This is a genomic window from Pseudomonas delhiensis (assembly GCF_900187975.1).
Lineage (GTDB): Bacteria > Pseudomonadota > Gammaproteobacteria > Pseudomonadales > Pseudomonadaceae > Pseudomonas > Pseudomonas delhiensis.
On the sequence record NZ_FZPC01000001.1, the window covers coordinates 409981 to 426943 of the forward strand.

The window sequence follows — 16963 nt, forward strand, 5'->3', positions numbered from 1 at the left end:
GTTCGCCTCGGCGGTGTTCGTCGGTTGCCTATTGTGCCCCATGCGCGGCCCTGGCGCCCGGCCGCGGGGCCGGCTTACCCTTGCCGCTGAACAGCCCGAGCCCCGTCCCATGCCGTTGCCCCTGGTCTACCACGACGACTACAGCCCGCCCTTCCCCGCCGGCCACCGCTTCCCGATGGAGAAGTTCCGCCTGCTCAAGGAGCATCTGGTGGCCAGCGGCCTGACCTGCGACGCGGCGCTGCTGCGCCCCGAGCCCTGCCCGGCGGACATCCTCGCCCTGGCCCACGACCGCGGCTACATCGAGCGCTATTGCAGCGGCGACATGAGCCGCGAGGAACTGCGCCGCCTCGGCCTGCCCTGGAGCGAGGCCCTGGCCCGGCGCACGGTGCGCGCGGTGGGCGGCTCGCTGCTGGGCGCGGACCAGGCGCTCAAGCACGGCCTGGCCTGCCACCTGGCCGGCGGCACCCACCACGCGCACCACGACCACGCCTCGGGCTTCTGCATCTTCAACGACCTGGCGGTGATCGCCCTCTACCTGCTGGAGAGCGGCCGCGCCGGGCGGGTGCTGATCTTCGACTGCGACGTGCACCAGGGCGACGGCACCGCGCGCATCCTGGAAAACGTCCCCGACGCCGTCACGGTGTCGCTGCACTGCGAGAAGAACTTCCCCGCGCGCAAGGCGCACAGCGACTGGGACATCCCCCTGCCGCTGCACATGGGCGACGCCGACTACCTGCGGGTGGTGGACGAGGCGCTGGACTACCTGCTGCCGCTGTACCAGCCGGACCTGGTGCTCTACGACGCCGGGGTGGACGTGCACAAGGACGACGCCCTGGGCTACCTGAACCTCACCGACGCCGGCCTGGCCGCCCGCGACGAGCGGGTGATCGAACGCTGCCTGGCCCGCGACGTCCCGGTGCTGGGGGTGATCGGCGGCGGCTACGACAGGGACCGCGCGGCCCTGGCGCGGCGCCACGGCATCCTCCACCACAGCGCGCAGCGGGTCTGGCAGCGCCTCGGCCTGGGCTGAGTTGTCCACGCAGGCTGTGGAACAACCTGTGGAAAAGCTGCGGGGAGTCTGCCCTGGCCCACGCCCGGCCTGGGGCACAGCCGGCTGGGTGAAAGATGACCAGGCAAGCTTGCACGCAGCGGAGCCTTGTCCACGGATACTGTGGAAGCCACTGTGGATAAGCTGCGGGGCCTTCGCTGCAGGCCACGCCCCTCAAGCCCTCCAGCCCAATGAACAAAATATGACCAGGGCGCTCTTCGTAGGAGCGAGCTTGCTCGCGAAGGGCGCCGCGGAGGGAATGGGGGTTCGCGAGCAAGCTCGCTCCTACAAGAGCCCGAGGCATCGGCTTGTCCACGGATGCTGTGGAGCCCCCTGTGGATATCCTGGGAACAAGCGCGCCGGCCGCCCGTAAGCAAAGGCTTCGCCGCGGCTGCCGGCAAATTGACCAGCCGCCCGCCGCAGCGGCTAGGCTAGAATGCGCGCCCTCTCCACCGACCATGCCCAGCCCATGACCAGCTCCAGCCCCTCGTCCTCCCGCAGCGCCATCGTCATCGGTGGCGGCCCCGCCGGCCTGATGGCGGCCGAAGTGCTGGCCGGCGCCGGCGTGCGCGTGGCGCTGTACGACGCCATGCCCTCGGTGGGGCGCAAGTTCCTGCTGGCCGGCGTCGGCGGCATGAACATCACCCACTCCGAAGCCCACGAGGCCTTCGTCGGCCGCTACGGCTCGCGCCGCGGGGAAGTCGGCGCGCTGCTCGCCGATTTCGACGGCCAGGCCCTGCGCGAGTGGATCCACGGCCTGGGGATAACCACCTTCGTCGGCACCTCCGGCCGCGTCTTCCCCACCGACATGAAGGCCGCGCCCCTGCTGCGCGCCTGGCTCAAGCGCCTGCGCGAAAAAGGCGTAGTTATCCACACCCGCAGCCGCTGGCAGGGCTGGGACGACCAGGGCCGCCTGCTCATCGACGGCCCCGCCGGCCGCGAGGCGCTGCGGGCCGACGCCACCGTCCTCGCCCTGGGCGGCGGCAGTTGGCAACGCCTGGGCTCCGACGGCGCCTGGGTGCCGCTGCTGCAGGCGCGGGGCGTGGAAGTCGCGCCCCTGCGTCCCTCCAACTGCGGCTTCGAGGTCGAGGCCTGGAGCGAGTTCTTCCGCGACAAGTTCGCCGGCGCGCCGGTCAAGCCGGTGGCCCTGGGCCTGGACGGCGAGGCGCCGCGCCAGGGCGAGTTCGTGGTCACCGCCGGCGGCATCGAGGGCAGCCTGGTCTATGCGCTGTCCGCCGCCATCCGCGAGCGCATCGCCCGCGACGGCTCGGCCACCCTGTACCTGGACCTGCTGCCGGGCCGCAGCGCCGAGCAGGTGGCCAAGGCCCTGGCCCAGCCGCGCGGCTCCAAGTCCATGGCCAACCACCTGCGCGGCCGCCTGGGCCTGGACGGCGTGCGCGCCGGCCTGCTGCGCGAGTTGTCCACAGCCGCGGACTATGCCGAGCCGCAACGCCTGGCCGCGCTGATCAAGGCGTTGCCGTTGCGCGTGGTGCGCGCCCGCCCATTGGACGAAGCCATCAGCAGCGCCGGCGGCGTCACCTTCGAGGCGGTGGATAAGCAGCTGATGCTGGACGCCCTGCCCGGGGTGTTCTGCGCCGGCGAAATGCTCGACTGGGAGGCGCCCACCGGCGGCTACCTGCTCACCGCCTGCTTCGCCAGCGGCCGCGCCGCCGGCCTGGGCGCATTGCGCTGGCTGAAACTGGAACCCTAGTGCTAGATTGCGGACTCCCTTCCGGCAGAGTCCGCGCCATGCCCCTGAGCTTCCGTCCGGCCCGCGCCGGGGACGTCGATGCCGCCGTCCCGCTGATCTACAGTTCCGGCCCCGACGCCTTCGACTACGCCTTCGCCCGCCCCGGCCGCAACAGTGCCCAGGACTTCCTGCGCCACGCCTTCGTCCAGGGCGGCGGCCAGTTCGGCTGGCGCCAGCACACGGTGGGCGAACTGGATGGGCGGGTGGTGGCGGTGGGGACCCTGTTCGGCGGCGAGGCCAACCTCGGCTACCTGCTCGCCGCCAGCCGGCAGATCCTCGGCTTCTTCGGCCCGGGCGCGCTGCCGGTGATCCACCATGGCCTGCAACTGGAGCGCATCATCTGCCCGCCGCCGAAGCGGACGCTGTACCTCGCCCACCTCGGCGTGGCGCCGGAACTGCGCGGCGAAGGCCTGGGCAGCCAGCTGATCGCCCACTTCCTCGAACGCGGCCGCCAGGCCGGCCTGCCCATGGCCGCCCTCGACGTGTCGGTGGCCAACCCGCGGGCCCAGGCGCTGTACGAGCGCCTGGGCTTCGTGGTGCAGGCCGAGCGCACCTCCGACCTGCCCGGCGTGGCCAGCCACCGCTACATGCAGCGCGCCCTCTGAGCCTGCGCTAGACTGCGCGCCAGCCGCCCGCAGAGGCGGCAACGCCACCGTGCCGGCCAGTGCCACGACAAGGAAGCGCCATGAGCGACCTGAACAGCGTCGAACTGAAAGTCTTCGTCCCGGCCCGCGACTACGCCCGGTCCCAGGCCTTCTACCGCGACCTCGGCTTCGCCAATCCCTGGGGTTCCGAGGAGCTGAGCTACTTCCACCACGGCGACCGCTGCGCCTTCCTGCTGCAGAACTTCTACGTCAAGGAATTCGCCGAGAACCTGATGCTGCACCTGCTGGTGGAGGACGCCGATGCCTGGTGGCAGCGCCTGCGCGAGATCGATATCGCCGGGCGCTACGGGGTGCGGCTGGGGGAGCCGGAGGACCAGCCTTGGCGGATGCGGGATTTCACCTTGCATGATCCGAGCGGGGTGCTTTGGCGTATCGGCCACAATCTTGATTGAGCGGGGTCGCGGCTTTTCGTAGGAGCGAGCTTGCTCGCGAACGGCATTCTGCCGGGTGGTTCGGTGTGTATCCTCAAGAGCGCCCTCTCCCCAGCCCTCTCCCTGAAGGGAGAGGGGGCTTGTCCGTGCCGAGAGAAATTAGGTTTCAGCCGGCAACCCTATGCTAGCCGGCTAACTCAGGAATACCAGAATACACCGAACGGTCCCCTCTCCCTTCAGGGAGAGGGTTAGGGAGAGGGAGCGGGGCTGAACCAGAGCACAGGTATTACCGGTCAAGCCCCCCTACAGATACCACCCCCAAGGCTCATCCGAGACATACTCCGTCACCTGCTTCACCTCCAGGTAGTTCTCCAGCCCCCACACCCCAAGCTCCCGGCCGATACCGCTCTGCTTCATGCCGCCCCAGGGCGCCTGGGTGAAGGTCGGTTGCGAGCAGTTGACCCAGACGATCCCCGCGCGCAACCCGTCGGCCACCCTCGCGGCACGCTGCGGGTCGCCGGACATCACCGCGCCGGCCAGGCCGAAGCGGCTGTCGTTGGCCAGGCGCAGGGCCTCGGCCTCGGTCCTGAAGCGCTTCACGCAGAGCACCGGGCCGAAGATTTCCTCGCGCCAGACAATGGCGTTCTCCGCCGGCTCGTCGAAGATGGCCGGCTCGACGAACCAGCCCTCGTCCAGTCCCGCCGGGCGCCGGCCGCCGGTGAGCAGGCGGGCGCCGCAGGCCTTGCCCTGTTCGATGAAGCCCAGCACCTTGTCGTACTGCCCCTGGCTCACCAGCGGGCCGAGCAGCACGCCCGGCTGCAGGCCGTTGCCGATGGTGATGGCGCGGGTGGCTTCCACCAGGCGTTCCAGCAGCCGCGGGGCGATGCCTTCCTGCACCAGCAGGCGCGAGGTGGCGCTGCACACCTGGCCCTGGTTCCAGAAGATGCCGAAGAGGATCCACTCCACAGCCGCTTCCACGTCGCTGTCGTCGAAGACGATGAAGGCCGACTTGCCGCCCAGCTCCAGGCTGATGTTCTTGATGTCCCGGGCCGCCGCCGACATGATCTTCGCCCCGGTCGGCACGCTGCCGGTGAAGGCCAGCTTGTCCACGCCCGGATGCTGCGCCAGTGGCCCGCCGGCCTCGCCGCCCAGGCCCGGCAGCACGTTCAGCACGCCGGCCGGCAGGCCGATGGCGTCGGCCGCGGCGGCCAGTTCCAGGGCGCTCAGCGGCGTCAGCTCGGAGGGCTTGAGCACGCAGGTGGCGCCGGCCGCCAGGGCCGGGGCGACCTTCCAGGCGGCCATCAGCAGCGGGTAGTTCCAGGGAATGATCTGCCCGGCCACGCCCACCGGCTCGTGGCGGATGCGGCAGCGGAAGCGCTCGTCGGGCAGGGCCAGCGCCTGGTCCTGGCGGCCGTCCAGCTCGCGCGCCAGCTCCGCGTAGTAGCGGAAGCAGCCGATGGCGTCGGCCACGTCCCACTGTGCCTCGGGCAGCGGCTTGCCGTTGTCGCGCACCTCCAGTTCGGCCAGGGCGGCCTCGTTGCGTTCCAGCTCGTCGGCCAGCGCCTCCAGCCACTCGGCGCGCTCGCCGCCGCGGCTCTGCCCCCAGCCGCGGTTGAAGGCCTGGCGCGCCGCGCGCACGGCGTGGTCGACGTCTTCCTCGGTGGCCGCCGGCACCTCGCGCAGCGGCCGCCCGGTCGCCGGGTCGAAGCTGGTGAAGGTCCCGCCCAGGTCCGGGCTGACCCATTGCCCATTGATGTACAGCTGGTCACGCATCGCACGTCTCCTTGTCTGCGGCCATCAGGCGGCCTGAACGCCGGCGCGGCGGTTCTGCAGGTAGCGGGAAGTGAACAGCAGCGCCAGCGAGGCGCAGATGATCACGGTGGATATGGCGTTGATCTCCGGGGTGATGCCGCGGCGGATCGAGGAGAAGATGTAGATCGGCAGCGTGGTCTCGGAGCCGGCGACGAAGAAGGCGATGATGAAGTCGTCGAAGCTGAAGGTGAACGCCAGCAGGAAGCCGGCGAGGATGGCCGGGGCGATCTGCGGCAGGGTCACCCGGCGGAAGGTCTCCAGCGGCGGCGCGTAGAGGTCGGCGGAGGCTTCCAGCAGGGCCTTGTCCATGGCCTCGACGCGGGTGCGCACGATCACCATCACCAGCGCCATGGTGAACAGCGAGTGCGCCGCCACCACCGTGGGGAAGCCCATGCGCAGCTTCGGCAGGCCCATGTCCAGCGCCAGCAGCAGCGGGTTGAGCACGTCGAACAGGGTGATGAAGGCGATCAGCGTGGCGATGCCGATGACGATCCCAGGGACGATGATCGCGCAGTAGGTCAGCGCATCGAACAGCAGGCGCACGCGCTTGCCCACCCGCTGCAGGCCGAACACCGCCAGGGTGCCGAAGAAAGTGGCGATCAGCGCCGAGCACAGGGCGATCAGCGCGCTGTTGCCCAGGGCCTCCATGATGAAGGGGTTGCCGAAGGCGCGGCCGAACCACTGCACCGAGCAGCACTGGAGGCTCAGCCCGCTGCGCCCGGCGTTGAAGGCGAAGAGCATGATCAGCGCGATGGGCGCGTAGAGGAACAGGTACAGCGAGGTCGAATAGCCGCGCAGCCACATCTCAGAGCACCCCGTCGTTGCGCGGCCCGCCGAAGCGCGCCGCGAGTTTCAGGTACAGGCCGATGATCGCCAGCATCATCGCCACCAGGGTCATGGCCACGGCGCTGCCGAACGGCCAGTTGCGCGATTGCAGGAACAGGTCGACCAGGGCGTTGCCGACGAAGAACACCTTGCCGCCGCCGAGGATCGCCGGGATCAGGAACTCGCCCATGAGCAGGATGAACACCAGCATCACCCCGGTGATCACCCCCGGCGCCGACAGCGGCAGGGTCACCCGGCGGAAGGTCTCGAAGGCACTGGCGCCGAGGTCGCCGGAGGCTTCCAGCAGGCGCTTGTCGAGCTTCTCCAGGGTCACGTAGATGGGGAACACCATCAGCGGCAGGTAGCCGTAGACGATGCCGATCAGCACCGCCCAGGGCGTGTTGATCAGGCGCACGTCGGCGATGCCCAGGCTCTCCAGCAGCGCCGGGATGCCGCGGCCGCTGAGGATGAAGATCCAGGCGTAGGTGCGGATCAGGAAGCTGGTCCAGAACGGCACTATCACCAGGGTCAGCAGCAGCGACTTGTTGCGCCGCACCTTCACCGCCAGGAAGTAGGCCAGCGGGTAGGCCGCCAGCAGGCAGGCCAGGGTGCCCAGCGGCGCCAGGGTCAGGGTGTTCCAGAAGGCCTGGGCGCGCGAGCCGAGGTTGAGGTAGTTCTCCAGCGTCAGCCCGCCGCCGTAGCCGCCCACGGCGCTGCGCTCGCCGAAGCTGAAGACCAGGATGATCACCAGCGGCATCAGCAGCAACAGCAGGAACCACAGGGTGGAAGGCAGCAGCAGGAGCAGCGTGACGCGGCGGCCGAGGCTTCTCGCCGGTGCGGCCGCGGGCGTCGCGGCGGCCTGCTGGGGGGCGCTGACAGCGATGTTCATGTTCGATTCCCTACGCATTGAGTTGCATGGGCCCTCCCCTGTAGGAGCGAGCTTGCTCGCGAACATCGCCATGCCGAAGCGGTTCGCGAGCAAGCTCGCTCCTACGGAGGGCCGTCCTCAGGCGGCCTTGAAGCGCGCCATCAGCTCGGCCCGCGCCGGGCTGGTGAGGGTCGCCGCGGCGCCGAACTCCAGGGGCGACAGGCGCTCGGCCGCCGGGTACATGATCGGGTCGTCGAGCATCTCCTTGGGCAGCAGCGCGTCCACCCGCTTGTCGCCGCTGGGGTAGCCGTGGGCCAGGACCTCCAGCTTGTTGTGCTGCGGGTCGAGCAGGTAGTTGATGAAGGCGTAGGCGGCGTCGCGGTGCTCGGCGCCCTTGGGGATGGCGAAGAAGTCGCTCCAGATCTCGCCGCCCTCCTTGCCCAGCACGAAGGTCATGTCCGGGTTGTCGCGGTGCAGCTGCGAGGCGTCGCCGGTCCAGGCCATGGCCATCCAGGCGTCGCCGTTGCGCAGCGAGGGCTGGATGTCGGAGTTGATGGCGAACAGGTGCGGCTTGGCCTTGATCAGCAGCTTCTCGGCGTCGGCCAGCTCCTTCTCGTCCACCGAGTTGAAGCTGTAGCCGTAGTACTTCAGGGCGTTGCCGATGGCGGTGAGCTGGTAGTCGTGGACGATGGTGCGGCCCGAGGCGCTGGTCAGGGTCAGGTCCCAGAACTGTTTCCACGAATCGAGGCTGTCCTTGATCCGGCTGGCGTCGTAGACGATGCCGGTGGTGCCCCAGTTCTTCGGCACCGCGTAGACCTTGCCGTCCACCGTGCCCTGGGCCATGAAGCGCTGCTCGAAGGCCTTGGCGTCGAAGTTGGGGATGCGCGAGAGGTCCAGCGGCTCGATCAGCCCCAGCTTCACGTAGGTGCTGATGGTGTAGTTGGTCGGCACGAAGACGTCCCAGCCGCTGCCGCCGGCCTGCAGCTTGGCGAGCATCTCCTCGTTGGAGCCGAACACGTTCATCTGCACCCGCGCGCCGGTGGCCTTGGCGAAGGCCTCGAAGTTCTCCGGGCTGTGGTAGTTCGGCCAGGTGGCCAGGGTCACGCGGTCGCCGAGGTTGCCGCTCTGCCCGGCATAGGCCTTGCCCAGCAGCAGGCCCGGGGTGTTCGCCGCCACCGCCGCCGCCGCCAGGCCCAGGCCGGTGCGGCCGAGGAACTCGCGGCGGGTGATGGAGCCGTTTTCCCAGCTGCGCATCGTCTTGATGAAACTCTTCTTGTCCATCGTCACTCCCCGCCTGTCTGCTGTGGTTATGGTTGGATCGTCCAGGGCCGCGCCGGGCGCAGCCGCATTGCTCAGAGGCCCATGGCCAGGCCGCTGGCCTGGTTCCAGCCGACCTGTACCCGCGCGCCGTGCTCGAAGGCCGCGCCGGCCTCGGCGCCCTGCCGCGGCACGCGAACGCAGACGATGCCGAAGGCTTCGGTGCGCACCCGGTATTCGGTGAGGTTGCCCAGGTAGATGCGGTCTTCCACGCTGCCGCCCAGGCGCACCTCGCGGGCCAGCTCGGCGCCGGCGGCGGCGATGCCGACCAGCTCCGGGCGCACCGCGATGCAACCCTCGCTCTGCGGCGCCAGGGCCGGGCCGGTGGGCGTCTGCGGGCTGCTCAGCTCCAGGCCGGCGGCGGTGGCGAGCACCACGCGGCTGCCGTCGACGCGGCGCACGGTGCCGCCGAACAGGTTGGATTCGCCGATGAAGTCGGCCACGTAGCGGCTCGCCGGCGTTTCGTAGAGGGCCTCGGGACTGGCGGTCTGGATGATCAGGCCGTCCTTCATGATGCTGATGCTGTCGCTCATCGACAGCGCCTCTTCCTGGTCGTGGGTGACCAGCACGAAGGTGATGCCGACCTCGCGCTGCAGGCGCAGCAGCTCCGACTGCATCTCCTTGCGCAGCTTGCGGTCCAGCGCCGCCAGGGGTTCGTCGAGCAGCAGCACGGTGGGCTTGTTGACCAGCGCGCGGGCCAGGGCCACGCGCTGCTGCTGGCCGCCGGACAGCTCGTGGGGCTTGCGCGCGCCGAAGCCGGACAGGCGCACCATCTCCAGCGCCTCGTCGGCCATCCGGCGCTGCGCGGCGCGGTCCGGGCGCGGGGTGCGGTAGCGCAGGCCGTAGGCGATGTTCTCGGCCACGCTCAGGTGCGGGAACAGCGCGTAGTGCTGGAACACCATGTTCACCGGGCGCCGGTGCGCGGGCACCCCGGCCACCGCCTGGCCGGCCAGCAGCACCTCGCCTTCGCTGGGCTGCTCGAAGCCGGCGATCATCCGCAGGGTGGTGGTCTTGCCGCAGCCGGAGCTGCCGAGGAAGGAATGGAAGGCCCCGCGGCGCACCCTGAAGTTCAGGCCGTTGACCGCCTGCACGCTGCCGTAGCGCTTGACCACGTTGCGGAACTCGATGTCGAAAGCCTGGCTGGAATCCATCGCCGCACGCCCCTTCGGTGGCTGTTCTTGTTGCCGGTCACGCTAGCAATGGGGCTTTCGGGGTGTATATATCCCTCGGGGGATAGATGCCGCGCACACGGCCTACCTGTAGGAGCGGGCCCTGCCCGCGATTTCGCGCGCAGGGCGCGCTCCTACATGGGCATGGCGCGGGCTATCAGCCCGTGGCGCGCATCTCGCCGGCGTCGTCCTGCCCGGCCAGCTCGCGGATGAACAGGCCCAGCAGCTCCGACTGGCTGCCGATGCCGAGCTTGGCGTAGATGTTCTTGCGGTGGATCTTCACCGTGCCGGGGCTGATGTCCAGTTGCTCGGCCACCGAGGCGCTGGAGTGGCCGCGCAGCAGCAGCTGGACGATCTCCTGCTCGCGCGCGGTGAGCAGCTGCGCGCCGAACTGGTCGAAGGCCTCGCGGATCTTGTAGTCCAGGTCCTGCGCCGGGCGCGGCTGGGCGCGGCGCAGTTCCCAGGCCTCGCGCACCACCTGCTCCACCGCCGGCCGGGCGCAGTCCAGCAACTGCATCTCGTCGCGGCTATAGGCCGGGCTCGAAGCCTTGCGCATCAGCGACAGCACCGCCTTGGCGCCGCCGGCCAGGTCGACGAAGAAGGCGATCTCCTCGGTCAGGCCGGTCTGCTGGTAGTAGGTCTGGTAGTACTCGCCCAGGTAGAAGTGGTCCGGGGCGAACTGGCGCAGGCGCCACAGGCCCGGCGCCTGGTTGCGGGTGCAGGCGAGGTAGAAGGGGTCGAGCAGGTAGGGGCCGACCTGGTAGTCCTGCACGTAGACGTGGCGCACGTCCGCCGGGAAGGTGTCGAACAAATCCAGCGGGCGGTGGTTGCCCTCGTAGACGAAGAGCACGAAGTGGTCCACCGGGCAGGCCTGCTGCAGCCACTGGCTGAGGCCGAGCAGGCGCGGGCGTCCGGGGGCGAGCGGGAGCAGCTGGGCGAGCCCGCCGGTCCAGGCTTTGAGTTCCTTGTGGCGCATAGGCTGTCGTTCTTGTTGTGTGCGCGGTGCACACACTATAGGCGTTCAGAATTGCGCACGGAAATGCAGGTTTTGCGCCAGTATCCTGAAAGCCCGCCAGCCGCGGCCCGCAGCGCGAAGGCCTGCGGGCCGGCGCACCAGCACGATGCGCCCCGCCCCTCAGCGGCCCTTCGGCTTGCCCTTGCCCGCCGGCGCCCTGGCGAAGCCCGGCGCCTTGCGCACCGCCTTCACCTGCGGCTTGTCGGCCAGCAGGTCGCCCAGGTGGATCTTGCCCGGCCTGGCCTCGGGCACCTTGGGCTGCTTGGGTTTCTTCGGCTTCTTCAGCACCTGGCCGCCGGGCGCGGTCTGCGGCACCCGGTGGTCCGGCTCGAAGCCCTCTTCCTCGCGGCGCGGCAGGGTCTGGCCGATCAGCGTCTCGATGGCCGCCAGCTGCTGCACCTCGTCGGCGCACACCAGCGACAGGGCCTGGCCGCTGGCGCCGGCGCGGCCGGTGCGGCCGATGCGGTGCACGTAGTCCTCGGCGACGATGGGCAGGTCGAAGTTGACCACCAGCGGCATCTGGTCGATGTCCAGGCCGCGGGCGGCGACGTCGGTGGCCACCAGGAAGTCCACCTCGCCGTCCTTGAACCGCTGCAGCGCGCGCAGGCGCGCCGGCTGCGGCTTGTCGCCATGGATGGAGTCGGCGGCGATGCCTTCGGCCTGGAGCACGCCGACCAGTTCGTCGACGCCCTTGCGCGTCTTGGCGAACACCAGGGCCTGGCGCCAGCCCCGGCTGTGCAGCAGGTGCAGGAACAGCTCGGCCTTGCGCTTCTTGTCCACCGGCACCAGGTGCTGCTTCACCGTCTTCGCCGCGGTGTTGCGCGGCGCCACCTCGATGGTAAGCGGGTCGCGCAGCAGCCCCTTGGCCATCTGCCGGATGACCTCGGAGAAGGTGGCGGAGAACAGCAGGGTCTGGCGCCGCGCCGGCAGCGCGGCGAAGACCTCTTCCAGCTCGCGGGCGAAGCCCAGGTCGAGCATGCGGTCGGCCTCGTCCAGCACCAGCGCCTGCAGCTGGCCGAACTTCAGCGCGTTCTGCCGGTACAGGTCGAGCAGCCGGCCGGGGGTGGCCACCAGCAGGTCGACGCCCTTGCGCAGCTTCATCATCTGCGGGTTGATGCTCACTCCGCCGTAGGCCACCGCCGTGCGCAGCGGCAGGTGCTGGCCGTAGGCGCGGAAGCTGTCGTGCACCTGCTCGGCCAGTTCGCGGGTGGGCACCAGCACCAGGGCGCGCACCGAGTTGGCGGCCACCTGCGGGCCTTCCTGCAGCAGCTTCTGCAGCAGCGGCAGGGCGAAGCCGGCGGTCTTGCCGGTGCCGGTCTGCGCCGCGGCCAGCAGGTCGCGGCCCTTGAGCACCGCCGGGATGGCCTGGGCCTGCACCGGGGTCGGGTTCTGGTAGCCGAGGCCGTCGAGGGCGCGCAGCAGGGGTTCGATCAGGCCGAGGGCGGCGAAGGTCATGGAGCACTCACGCAACGGAAGGTGGAATGGCCGGCATTGTAGCCGCTAGTGGCGCAGCAGCAGCTCGCCTTCGATGGGCACGTAGCGCGTTGCCGAGCGGATCAGCGCCTGGGCGGTCAGGCCGGGCACGCCATAGGCGGTGGCCGTCTTGCCCTGGGCGCGGACGCGTTGCAGCAGCAGGTCGAAGTCGCCGTCGCCGGAGCACAGGACGATCTCGTCCACCCGCGCCACGGCGTCGAGCACGTCGATGGTGATGCCCACGTCCCAGTCGCCCTTGGCCGAGCCGTCGCTGCGCTGGATGTAGGGCTTGAGCTTCACCTCGAAGCCGAGGTTGCGGAGGATCTGCTGGAACTGCTGCTGGCGGGGGTCGCCACGGTCGATGGCATAGGCGTAGGCCTCGACGATGCGGCCTTCGCGGCTCAACTCGGCCCACAGGGCGGCGTAGTTGAAATGGCAGCCGTAGGCCTGGCGAACCGTGTAGTAGAGGTTCTGCACATCGGCGAACAGGGCGAGGGTTTTCAACGGCGGCTCCGGATCAGGCGGTGGGCGCGCATTATCGCAGCCCACCGCCGCGCCGCCAGCCCCGCGTCGTCGGCGCGGGGCATCCACTCAGCTGAACATGTCGCCGTCGTCGTCGAAGAAGCTGGAGTCGTCGGCGAAGCCGCCATCGTCGTAGTTGGTGTCGCTGAAGCCGTTGTCGGCATAGCGGTCACCGTCGAGGAAGGACTGGCCGGAGTCGTCCAGCCCGGCGGGCTGCTCGGCCGGCACTTGTTCCTGGATCACCTCGACGATTTCCTGCGGCTGCGAGTGGTGGAACATGTTGGTCAGCAGGTCCGCCACCACCATGCCGCCGGCCACGCCCGCGGCGGTCTGCAGGGCGCCACGCAGGAAGCCGCCGCCCTGGGCGGGCGCGGCCTGCGGCGCGGCGGGGCGGAAGTCGTTGGGGTTGCTGGCGTAGCCGGCATTGCCGCCGGGCTGGGAGAAGCGCGTCTGGCCCCAGCCGTCCGGGCGCTGCTGCGCCTGCTGCGGCTGCGGCGCCGCCTCGCGCTGGCCGCCGCCGAACAGGCCGGCGAGGAAGCCGCCGCTGCTGGGGCGGTTCTGCTGCAGGCTGGCGACCTGGGCTTCCAGTTCCCTCACGCGCTGGTCCAGGCGCTTGATCGCCGCTTCCTGGATCAGCATCGCCTGCGCCATGTAGTAGGGCGCGGCCGGCTGGCGCACGAGATGCTGGTTGATCTGCGCCTCGGCCTGGGCGTCGCGCGGCGCGGATTGCCGCTCGGCTTCCTGCAGGCGGGTGAACAGGCCATCGATCAGGGTTTGCTCTTCGGAATTCATCTGGGGCCTCGAGTGAGCACCGGGGGTGGGAACGATCACAAGATTGGATCGGCCGGCGAAAAAACAAGTTCCGGCCGATGAAATCTTCTTCATCCGCGCTATCGGGGGCTCTGGCCTGGGCCGCCGGGCTTGGGTTAGAGTCGATTGCCACCTGGCCTTCTAGACGAGCCGATGAATCCCATCTCCATCCTGCGCGACACCTGGTACTTCTTCAGCCGCCACATCGGCACGCTGCTGCCGCTCTGCCTGCCCTGGATCGTCCTGGAGACGCTCACCCAGCAGCAGCTGAGCATGGCCGCCAATTCCCAGCAGTTCGCGCCCTGGGGCATGGCCGCCGGGTTGATCTTCTACCCCATCTACACCGCCAGCCTGCTGCTCTACCTGGTGGACTTCGGCGAGGGCCGCCAGCGCGGCGTCGGCGAGCTGTGGCGCGCGGCGCTGCGCCTGTGGCCGGCCTTCGCCCTGCTCTCGGCGCTGAGTTCGCTGCTGATCGTCATCGGCCTGTCGCTGATGGTGCTGCCGGGCATCTACGTGATGATCAAGCTGGCCTTCGCCGAGGTGCTGCTGGTCAAGCGCGGCCTGCGCCCTATCGACGCCATGCGCGAGAGCTTCCGCCTCACCGGCGGGCATTTCTTCCTGCTGCTCACCACCGTGCTGGTGATCCTCGCCCCCACCTGGGCCCTGCAGGGCTGGATCGAGCAGCTGAGCGAGAACGCCCTCGGCTACAGCCTGGCGCTCAGCGCCCTCAGCGGCTTCTTCCAGCTGCTGCTGACCGTCGCCGCCTACCGCATCTACATCCTCGGCCCCGAGCGCGAGGAAGCCTGAGGCAGACTCCGGCGCGGGCGGCTAACCTTGTCCCTCCCGACCGCGCCAGGAAGCTGCCATGAGCGACGACCTCATCCCGCCGAGCTGCATTTCCCACGTTTCCATCGGCACCAATGACTACGACCGTGCCCGCGCCTTCTATGACGCGGTGCTGGCCACGCTCGGCTGCCGCCGGGTGATGGAGCACCCCGGCGCCGTGGCCTATGGCCGCGAGTTCCCGGAGTTCTGGGTGCAGACGCCGCTGGACGGCGCGCCGGCCAGTGTCGGCAACGGTACCCACATAGGCTTCATCGCCGGCAGCCGCGAAGCGGTGGATGCCTTCCACGCAGCAGCCCTGGCCCACGGCGGCCACGACGACGGCGCGCCGGGCCCGCGCCCGCACTATGGCGAACCCTACTACGGCTGCTTCGTCCGCGATCCGGACGGGCACAAGGTCGAGGCCACCTTCTGGGACCTGGGCAAGGCCATACCGCACACCCACTGAGGGGCGCGGCTCAGCGCTAGCCCGGTTTCAGCCCGGACAGGCGCGGCACCAGCAGGCGTTCGAACAGCCAGGGGCAGTAGCGGGCCAGGAGGCGCGCGCGCCAGTTGACGTTGGACAGCACCAGCAAGCGCTTGCGCTGCAGGGCGCTCTGGTAGATCGCCTCGGCCACGTCGCGCGGGGAGGCCACTTCGCTGCCCAGGACCGCGGCCGGCTGGCGGATCACCGAGCCGTCGCCGACCAGGGCGTTCTTGCGCAGGTCGGTGGCGGTGAAGCCGGGGCAGGCGAGGGTCACCGAGACGCCGGTGCCTTCCAGCTCCATGCGCAGGGTGTCGAACAGGCCGTGCAGGGCGTGCTTGCTGGCGTTGTAGGCGCTGCGATAGAGCAAGGGGGCGAAGCCGGTGAGCGAGCTGAGCACGACGATCTGCCCCCGGCGGGCGATCAGGCTGGGCAACGCCGCCCGGGTGCAATGCAGGGCGCCGTAGAAGTTCACCGCCATCACCCGCTGGAACACCTTCAGGTCGGTCTCGGCGAACAGGCTGCGGTGGGTGATGCCGGCGTTGTTGACCAGCACGTCGATGCCGCCGAAGCGCTCGATGGCCCCGGCCACGGCCTGCTCCACCGCCGCGGGGTCGGTGATGTCGCAACGCAGCCCCAGGGCCTCGACGTTGAGGTGTTGCTGCAGGTGCTGCACCAGGCTGTCGAGCGCGGCCTGGTCCAGGTCGAGGATCACCGGCCGGGCGCCCGCCTGGGCGAAACGCAAGACCAGCGCACGGCCGATGCCCGAGCAGCCACCGGTCACCAGGACCGTCTTGTGCAGGTAGACCTTGCTGGAGAAGACCTTGCGTGGCATGTGCGGAGCCCTCGGCCAGGCGCCGCGGCGGTGCCGGGCGCCCCTCAAGCATAGCCCCCCGGGGAGCGCGACGAAGGCTCGGCCGGCCGCCACCTGTGCCGCTGGTCGCAGCCCGGAAATGTCGCCGCCGCTTTGCCGGCCACGGACTGGACAAGCCCCGGTTGGCGACTCATGCTCAATGCGGACACCAACACAAGAACGATAAAGGTGCGGCGCAGCAATGCTCAAGAAACTCCTGTTCCCGTTGGCCTCGTCGCTGCTTCCGGCGTCGCTGGCCCATGCCCTGCCAGGCCCTGCCGGCGGCCCCCAGTCGCTGGCGGTCGGCTATTACGAGTTCCCGCCGTACATCTATACCGACGATGACGGCAGCACCCAGGGCGAAGGTGCCGAGCTGATCCGCAAGCTGCTGCGCCAGGCCGGCTACCGCGCCGAGCTCCGGGCCCTGCCCAGTGCCCGCCTCTACCAGGGCCTGCGCGACGGCAGCGTCCAGCTGTGGGCCGGCGCCCCCGGCAAGCCCGAGCTGGCCGAAAGCACCCTGGAGTGCGAGCACGTGCTCGGCCAGGTCACCCTCAACCTCTATCGCCTGGCCTCCCAACCCGCGCCTCACCTGCCCCAGGGGCTGGCCGGCAGCCGGGTGATCCTGATCAGCGGCTACAGCTACTGGCGGCCCGCCACCCAGTTGCTGGACGACCCCCGGCTCAACCTGGAGGTGCACCGCACCACCACCCACAACGCAGCGCTGCAGATGCTGCTGCGCGACCGCGGCGACTACCTGCTGGACTACCAGGCCCCGGTCGAAGAAGCCCGCAACGCCGCCGGCCTGCCGCCGCTGGCCTACGACACCCTCTACCGCCTGCCGCTCAAGCTCATCGTCTCCCGCCGCACGCCCGACGCCGAACAGCTCCGCCAGCGCCTGGACCAGGCGTTCGAGCAGTTGAGTGCGAAGGGGGAGAAGGTCGAGTTGAACTGAGGGGCAATCACGGTCGCGCCGGTGGGTCTGGTGTGGGGGCCGACGGCAGCGGATTTCGGTCAGACGTAGGGCGAATAACCGTTTGCGGTTATCCGCCGGTGGGCCTGGTGTGGGGCCGACGGCGGATAACGCCTGGGGCGTTATGCGCCCTACGATTGCGTATTCGAACCGATGTTCCAGGCTGACACCGAACGCCCCGGCAACGCC

17 protein-coding genes are annotated in these 16963 nt (G+C 69.8%); 7 read left to right on the forward strand and 10 right to left on the reverse strand.

Translation table 11 applies throughout. The features are described 5' to 3' along the window. Positions 1-109: 109 nt before the first annotated feature. The 4 genes from CHC02_RS01895 (at position 110) to CHC02_RS01910 (ending at position 3855) form a co-directional block, all read left to right on the forward strand. Positions 110-1030 carry a histone deacetylase family protein gene (locus CHC02_RS01895; protein WP_089389816.1) on the forward strand — a complete coding sequence of 307 codons (921 nt, stop codon included), beginning with the start codon at positions 110-112 and terminating at the stop codon, positions 1028-1030. A 553-nt stretch (positions 1031-1583) separates the two neighbouring features. Then, positions 1584-2759: a TIGR03862 family flavoprotein gene (locus CHC02_RS01900; protein ID WP_244161039.1), complete on the forward strand. Its 1176-nt coding sequence runs from the start codon at positions 1584-1586 to the stop codon at positions 2757-2759. 38 nt (positions 2760-2797) lie between these two features. Then, positions 2798-3403: a GNAT family N-acetyltransferase gene (locus CHC02_RS01905; protein ID WP_089389817.1), complete on the forward strand. Its 606-nt coding sequence runs from the start codon at positions 2798-2800 to the stop codon at positions 3401-3403. Positions 3404-3483: 80 nt separating this feature from the next. Further along, entirely contained in the window at positions 3484-3855 is a 372-nt protein-coding gene (locus CHC02_RS01910; RefSeq protein ID WP_089389818.1) for a VOC family protein, read from the forward strand. 282 nt (positions 3856-4137) lie between these two features. On the opposite strand, the gene CHC02_RS01915 is transcribed toward CHC02_RS01910, so the two are convergent. From CHC02_RS01915 to CHC02_RS01955, 9 genes are all read right to left on the reverse strand, one after another. After that, positions 4138-5607, reverse strand: coding sequence for an aldehyde dehydrogenase family protein (locus tag CHC02_RS01915; RefSeq protein ID WP_089389819.1), 1470 nt, complete (start codon positions 5605-5607; stop codon positions 4138-4140). A 24-nt stretch (positions 5608-5631) separates the two neighbouring features. Next, positions 5632-6450 (reverse strand): ABC transporter permease, encoded by an 819-nt coding sequence (locus CHC02_RS01920; RefSeq protein WP_089389820.1) that lies wholly within the window; start codon positions 6448-6450, stop codon positions 5632-5634. A 1-nt stretch (position 6451) separates the two neighbouring features. Beyond that, positions 6452-7360 (reverse strand): ABC transporter permease, encoded by a 909-nt coding sequence (locus CHC02_RS01925; protein WP_089389821.1) that lies wholly within the window; start codon positions 7358-7360, stop codon positions 6452-6454. 117 nt (positions 7361-7477) lie between these two features. Next, the gene (locus tag CHC02_RS01930; RefSeq protein ID WP_089389822.1) at positions 7478-8620 is read right to left on the reverse strand and encodes an ABC transporter substrate-binding protein; all 1143 of its coding nucleotides are present in this window, start codon (positions 8618-8620) and stop codon (positions 7478-7480) included. A 71-nt stretch (positions 8621-8691) separates the two neighbouring features. Next, positions 8692-9807: an ABC transporter ATP-binding protein gene (locus CHC02_RS01935; RefSeq protein ID WP_089389823.1), complete on the reverse strand. Its 1116-nt coding sequence runs from the start codon at positions 9805-9807 to the stop codon at positions 8692-8694. 175 nt (positions 9808-9982) lie between these two features. Further along, the gene (locus CHC02_RS01940; RefSeq protein ID WP_089389824.1) at positions 9983-10801 is read right to left on the reverse strand and encodes a helix-turn-helix transcriptional regulator; all 819 of its coding nucleotides are present in this window, start codon (positions 10799-10801) and stop codon (positions 9983-9985) included. A 159-nt stretch (positions 10802-10960) separates the two neighbouring features. Beyond that, positions 10961-12295 carry an RNA helicase RhlE1 gene (rhlE1, locus tag CHC02_RS01945; protein WP_089389825.1) on the reverse strand — a complete coding sequence of 445 codons (1335 nt, stop codon included), beginning with the start codon at positions 12293-12295 and terminating at the stop codon, positions 10961-10963. A 45-nt stretch (positions 12296-12340) separates the two neighbouring features. Beyond that, the gene (locus CHC02_RS01950) at positions 12341-12817 is read right to left on the reverse strand and encodes a LabA-like NYN domain-containing protein (RefSeq protein ID WP_089389826.1); all 477 of its coding nucleotides are present in this window, start codon (positions 12815-12817) and stop codon (positions 12341-12343) included. Between the two features lie 87 nt (positions 12818-12904). Next, positions 12905-13627: a DUF2076 domain-containing protein gene (locus CHC02_RS01955; RefSeq protein ID WP_089389827.1), complete on the reverse strand. Its 723-nt coding sequence runs from the start codon at positions 13625-13627 to the stop codon at positions 12905-12907. A gap of 171 nt (positions 13628-13798) precedes the next feature. Between CHC02_RS01955 and CHC02_RS01960 the strand changes: the two genes are divergently transcribed. Beyond that, positions 13799-14452: a YciC family protein gene (locus tag CHC02_RS01960; protein WP_009615681.1), complete on the forward strand. Its 654-nt coding sequence runs from the start codon at positions 13799-13801 to the stop codon at positions 14450-14452. A gap of 58 nt (positions 14453-14510) precedes the next feature. Further along, positions 14511-14936 carry a VOC family protein gene (locus CHC02_RS01965; protein ID WP_089389828.1) on the forward strand — a complete coding sequence of 142 codons (426 nt, stop codon included), beginning with the start codon at positions 14511-14513 and terminating at the stop codon, positions 14934-14936. 16 nt (positions 14937-14952) lie between these two features. On the opposite strand, the gene CHC02_RS01970 is transcribed toward CHC02_RS01965, so the two are convergent. Next, the gene (locus tag CHC02_RS01970) at positions 14953-15786 is read right to left on the reverse strand and encodes an SDR family oxidoreductase (RefSeq protein WP_089389829.1); all 834 of its coding nucleotides are present in this window, start codon (positions 15784-15786) and stop codon (positions 14953-14955) included. Between the two features lie 220 nt (positions 15787-16006). Here CHC02_RS01970 and CHC02_RS01975 point away from each other — a divergent pair, with 220 nt between their 5' ends. Next, positions 16007-16756: a substrate-binding periplasmic protein gene (locus tag CHC02_RS01975; protein ID WP_089389830.1), complete on the forward strand. Its 750-nt coding sequence runs from the start codon at positions 16007-16009 to the stop codon at positions 16754-16756. The last annotated feature ends 207 nt before the right edge of the window (positions 16757-16963 follow it).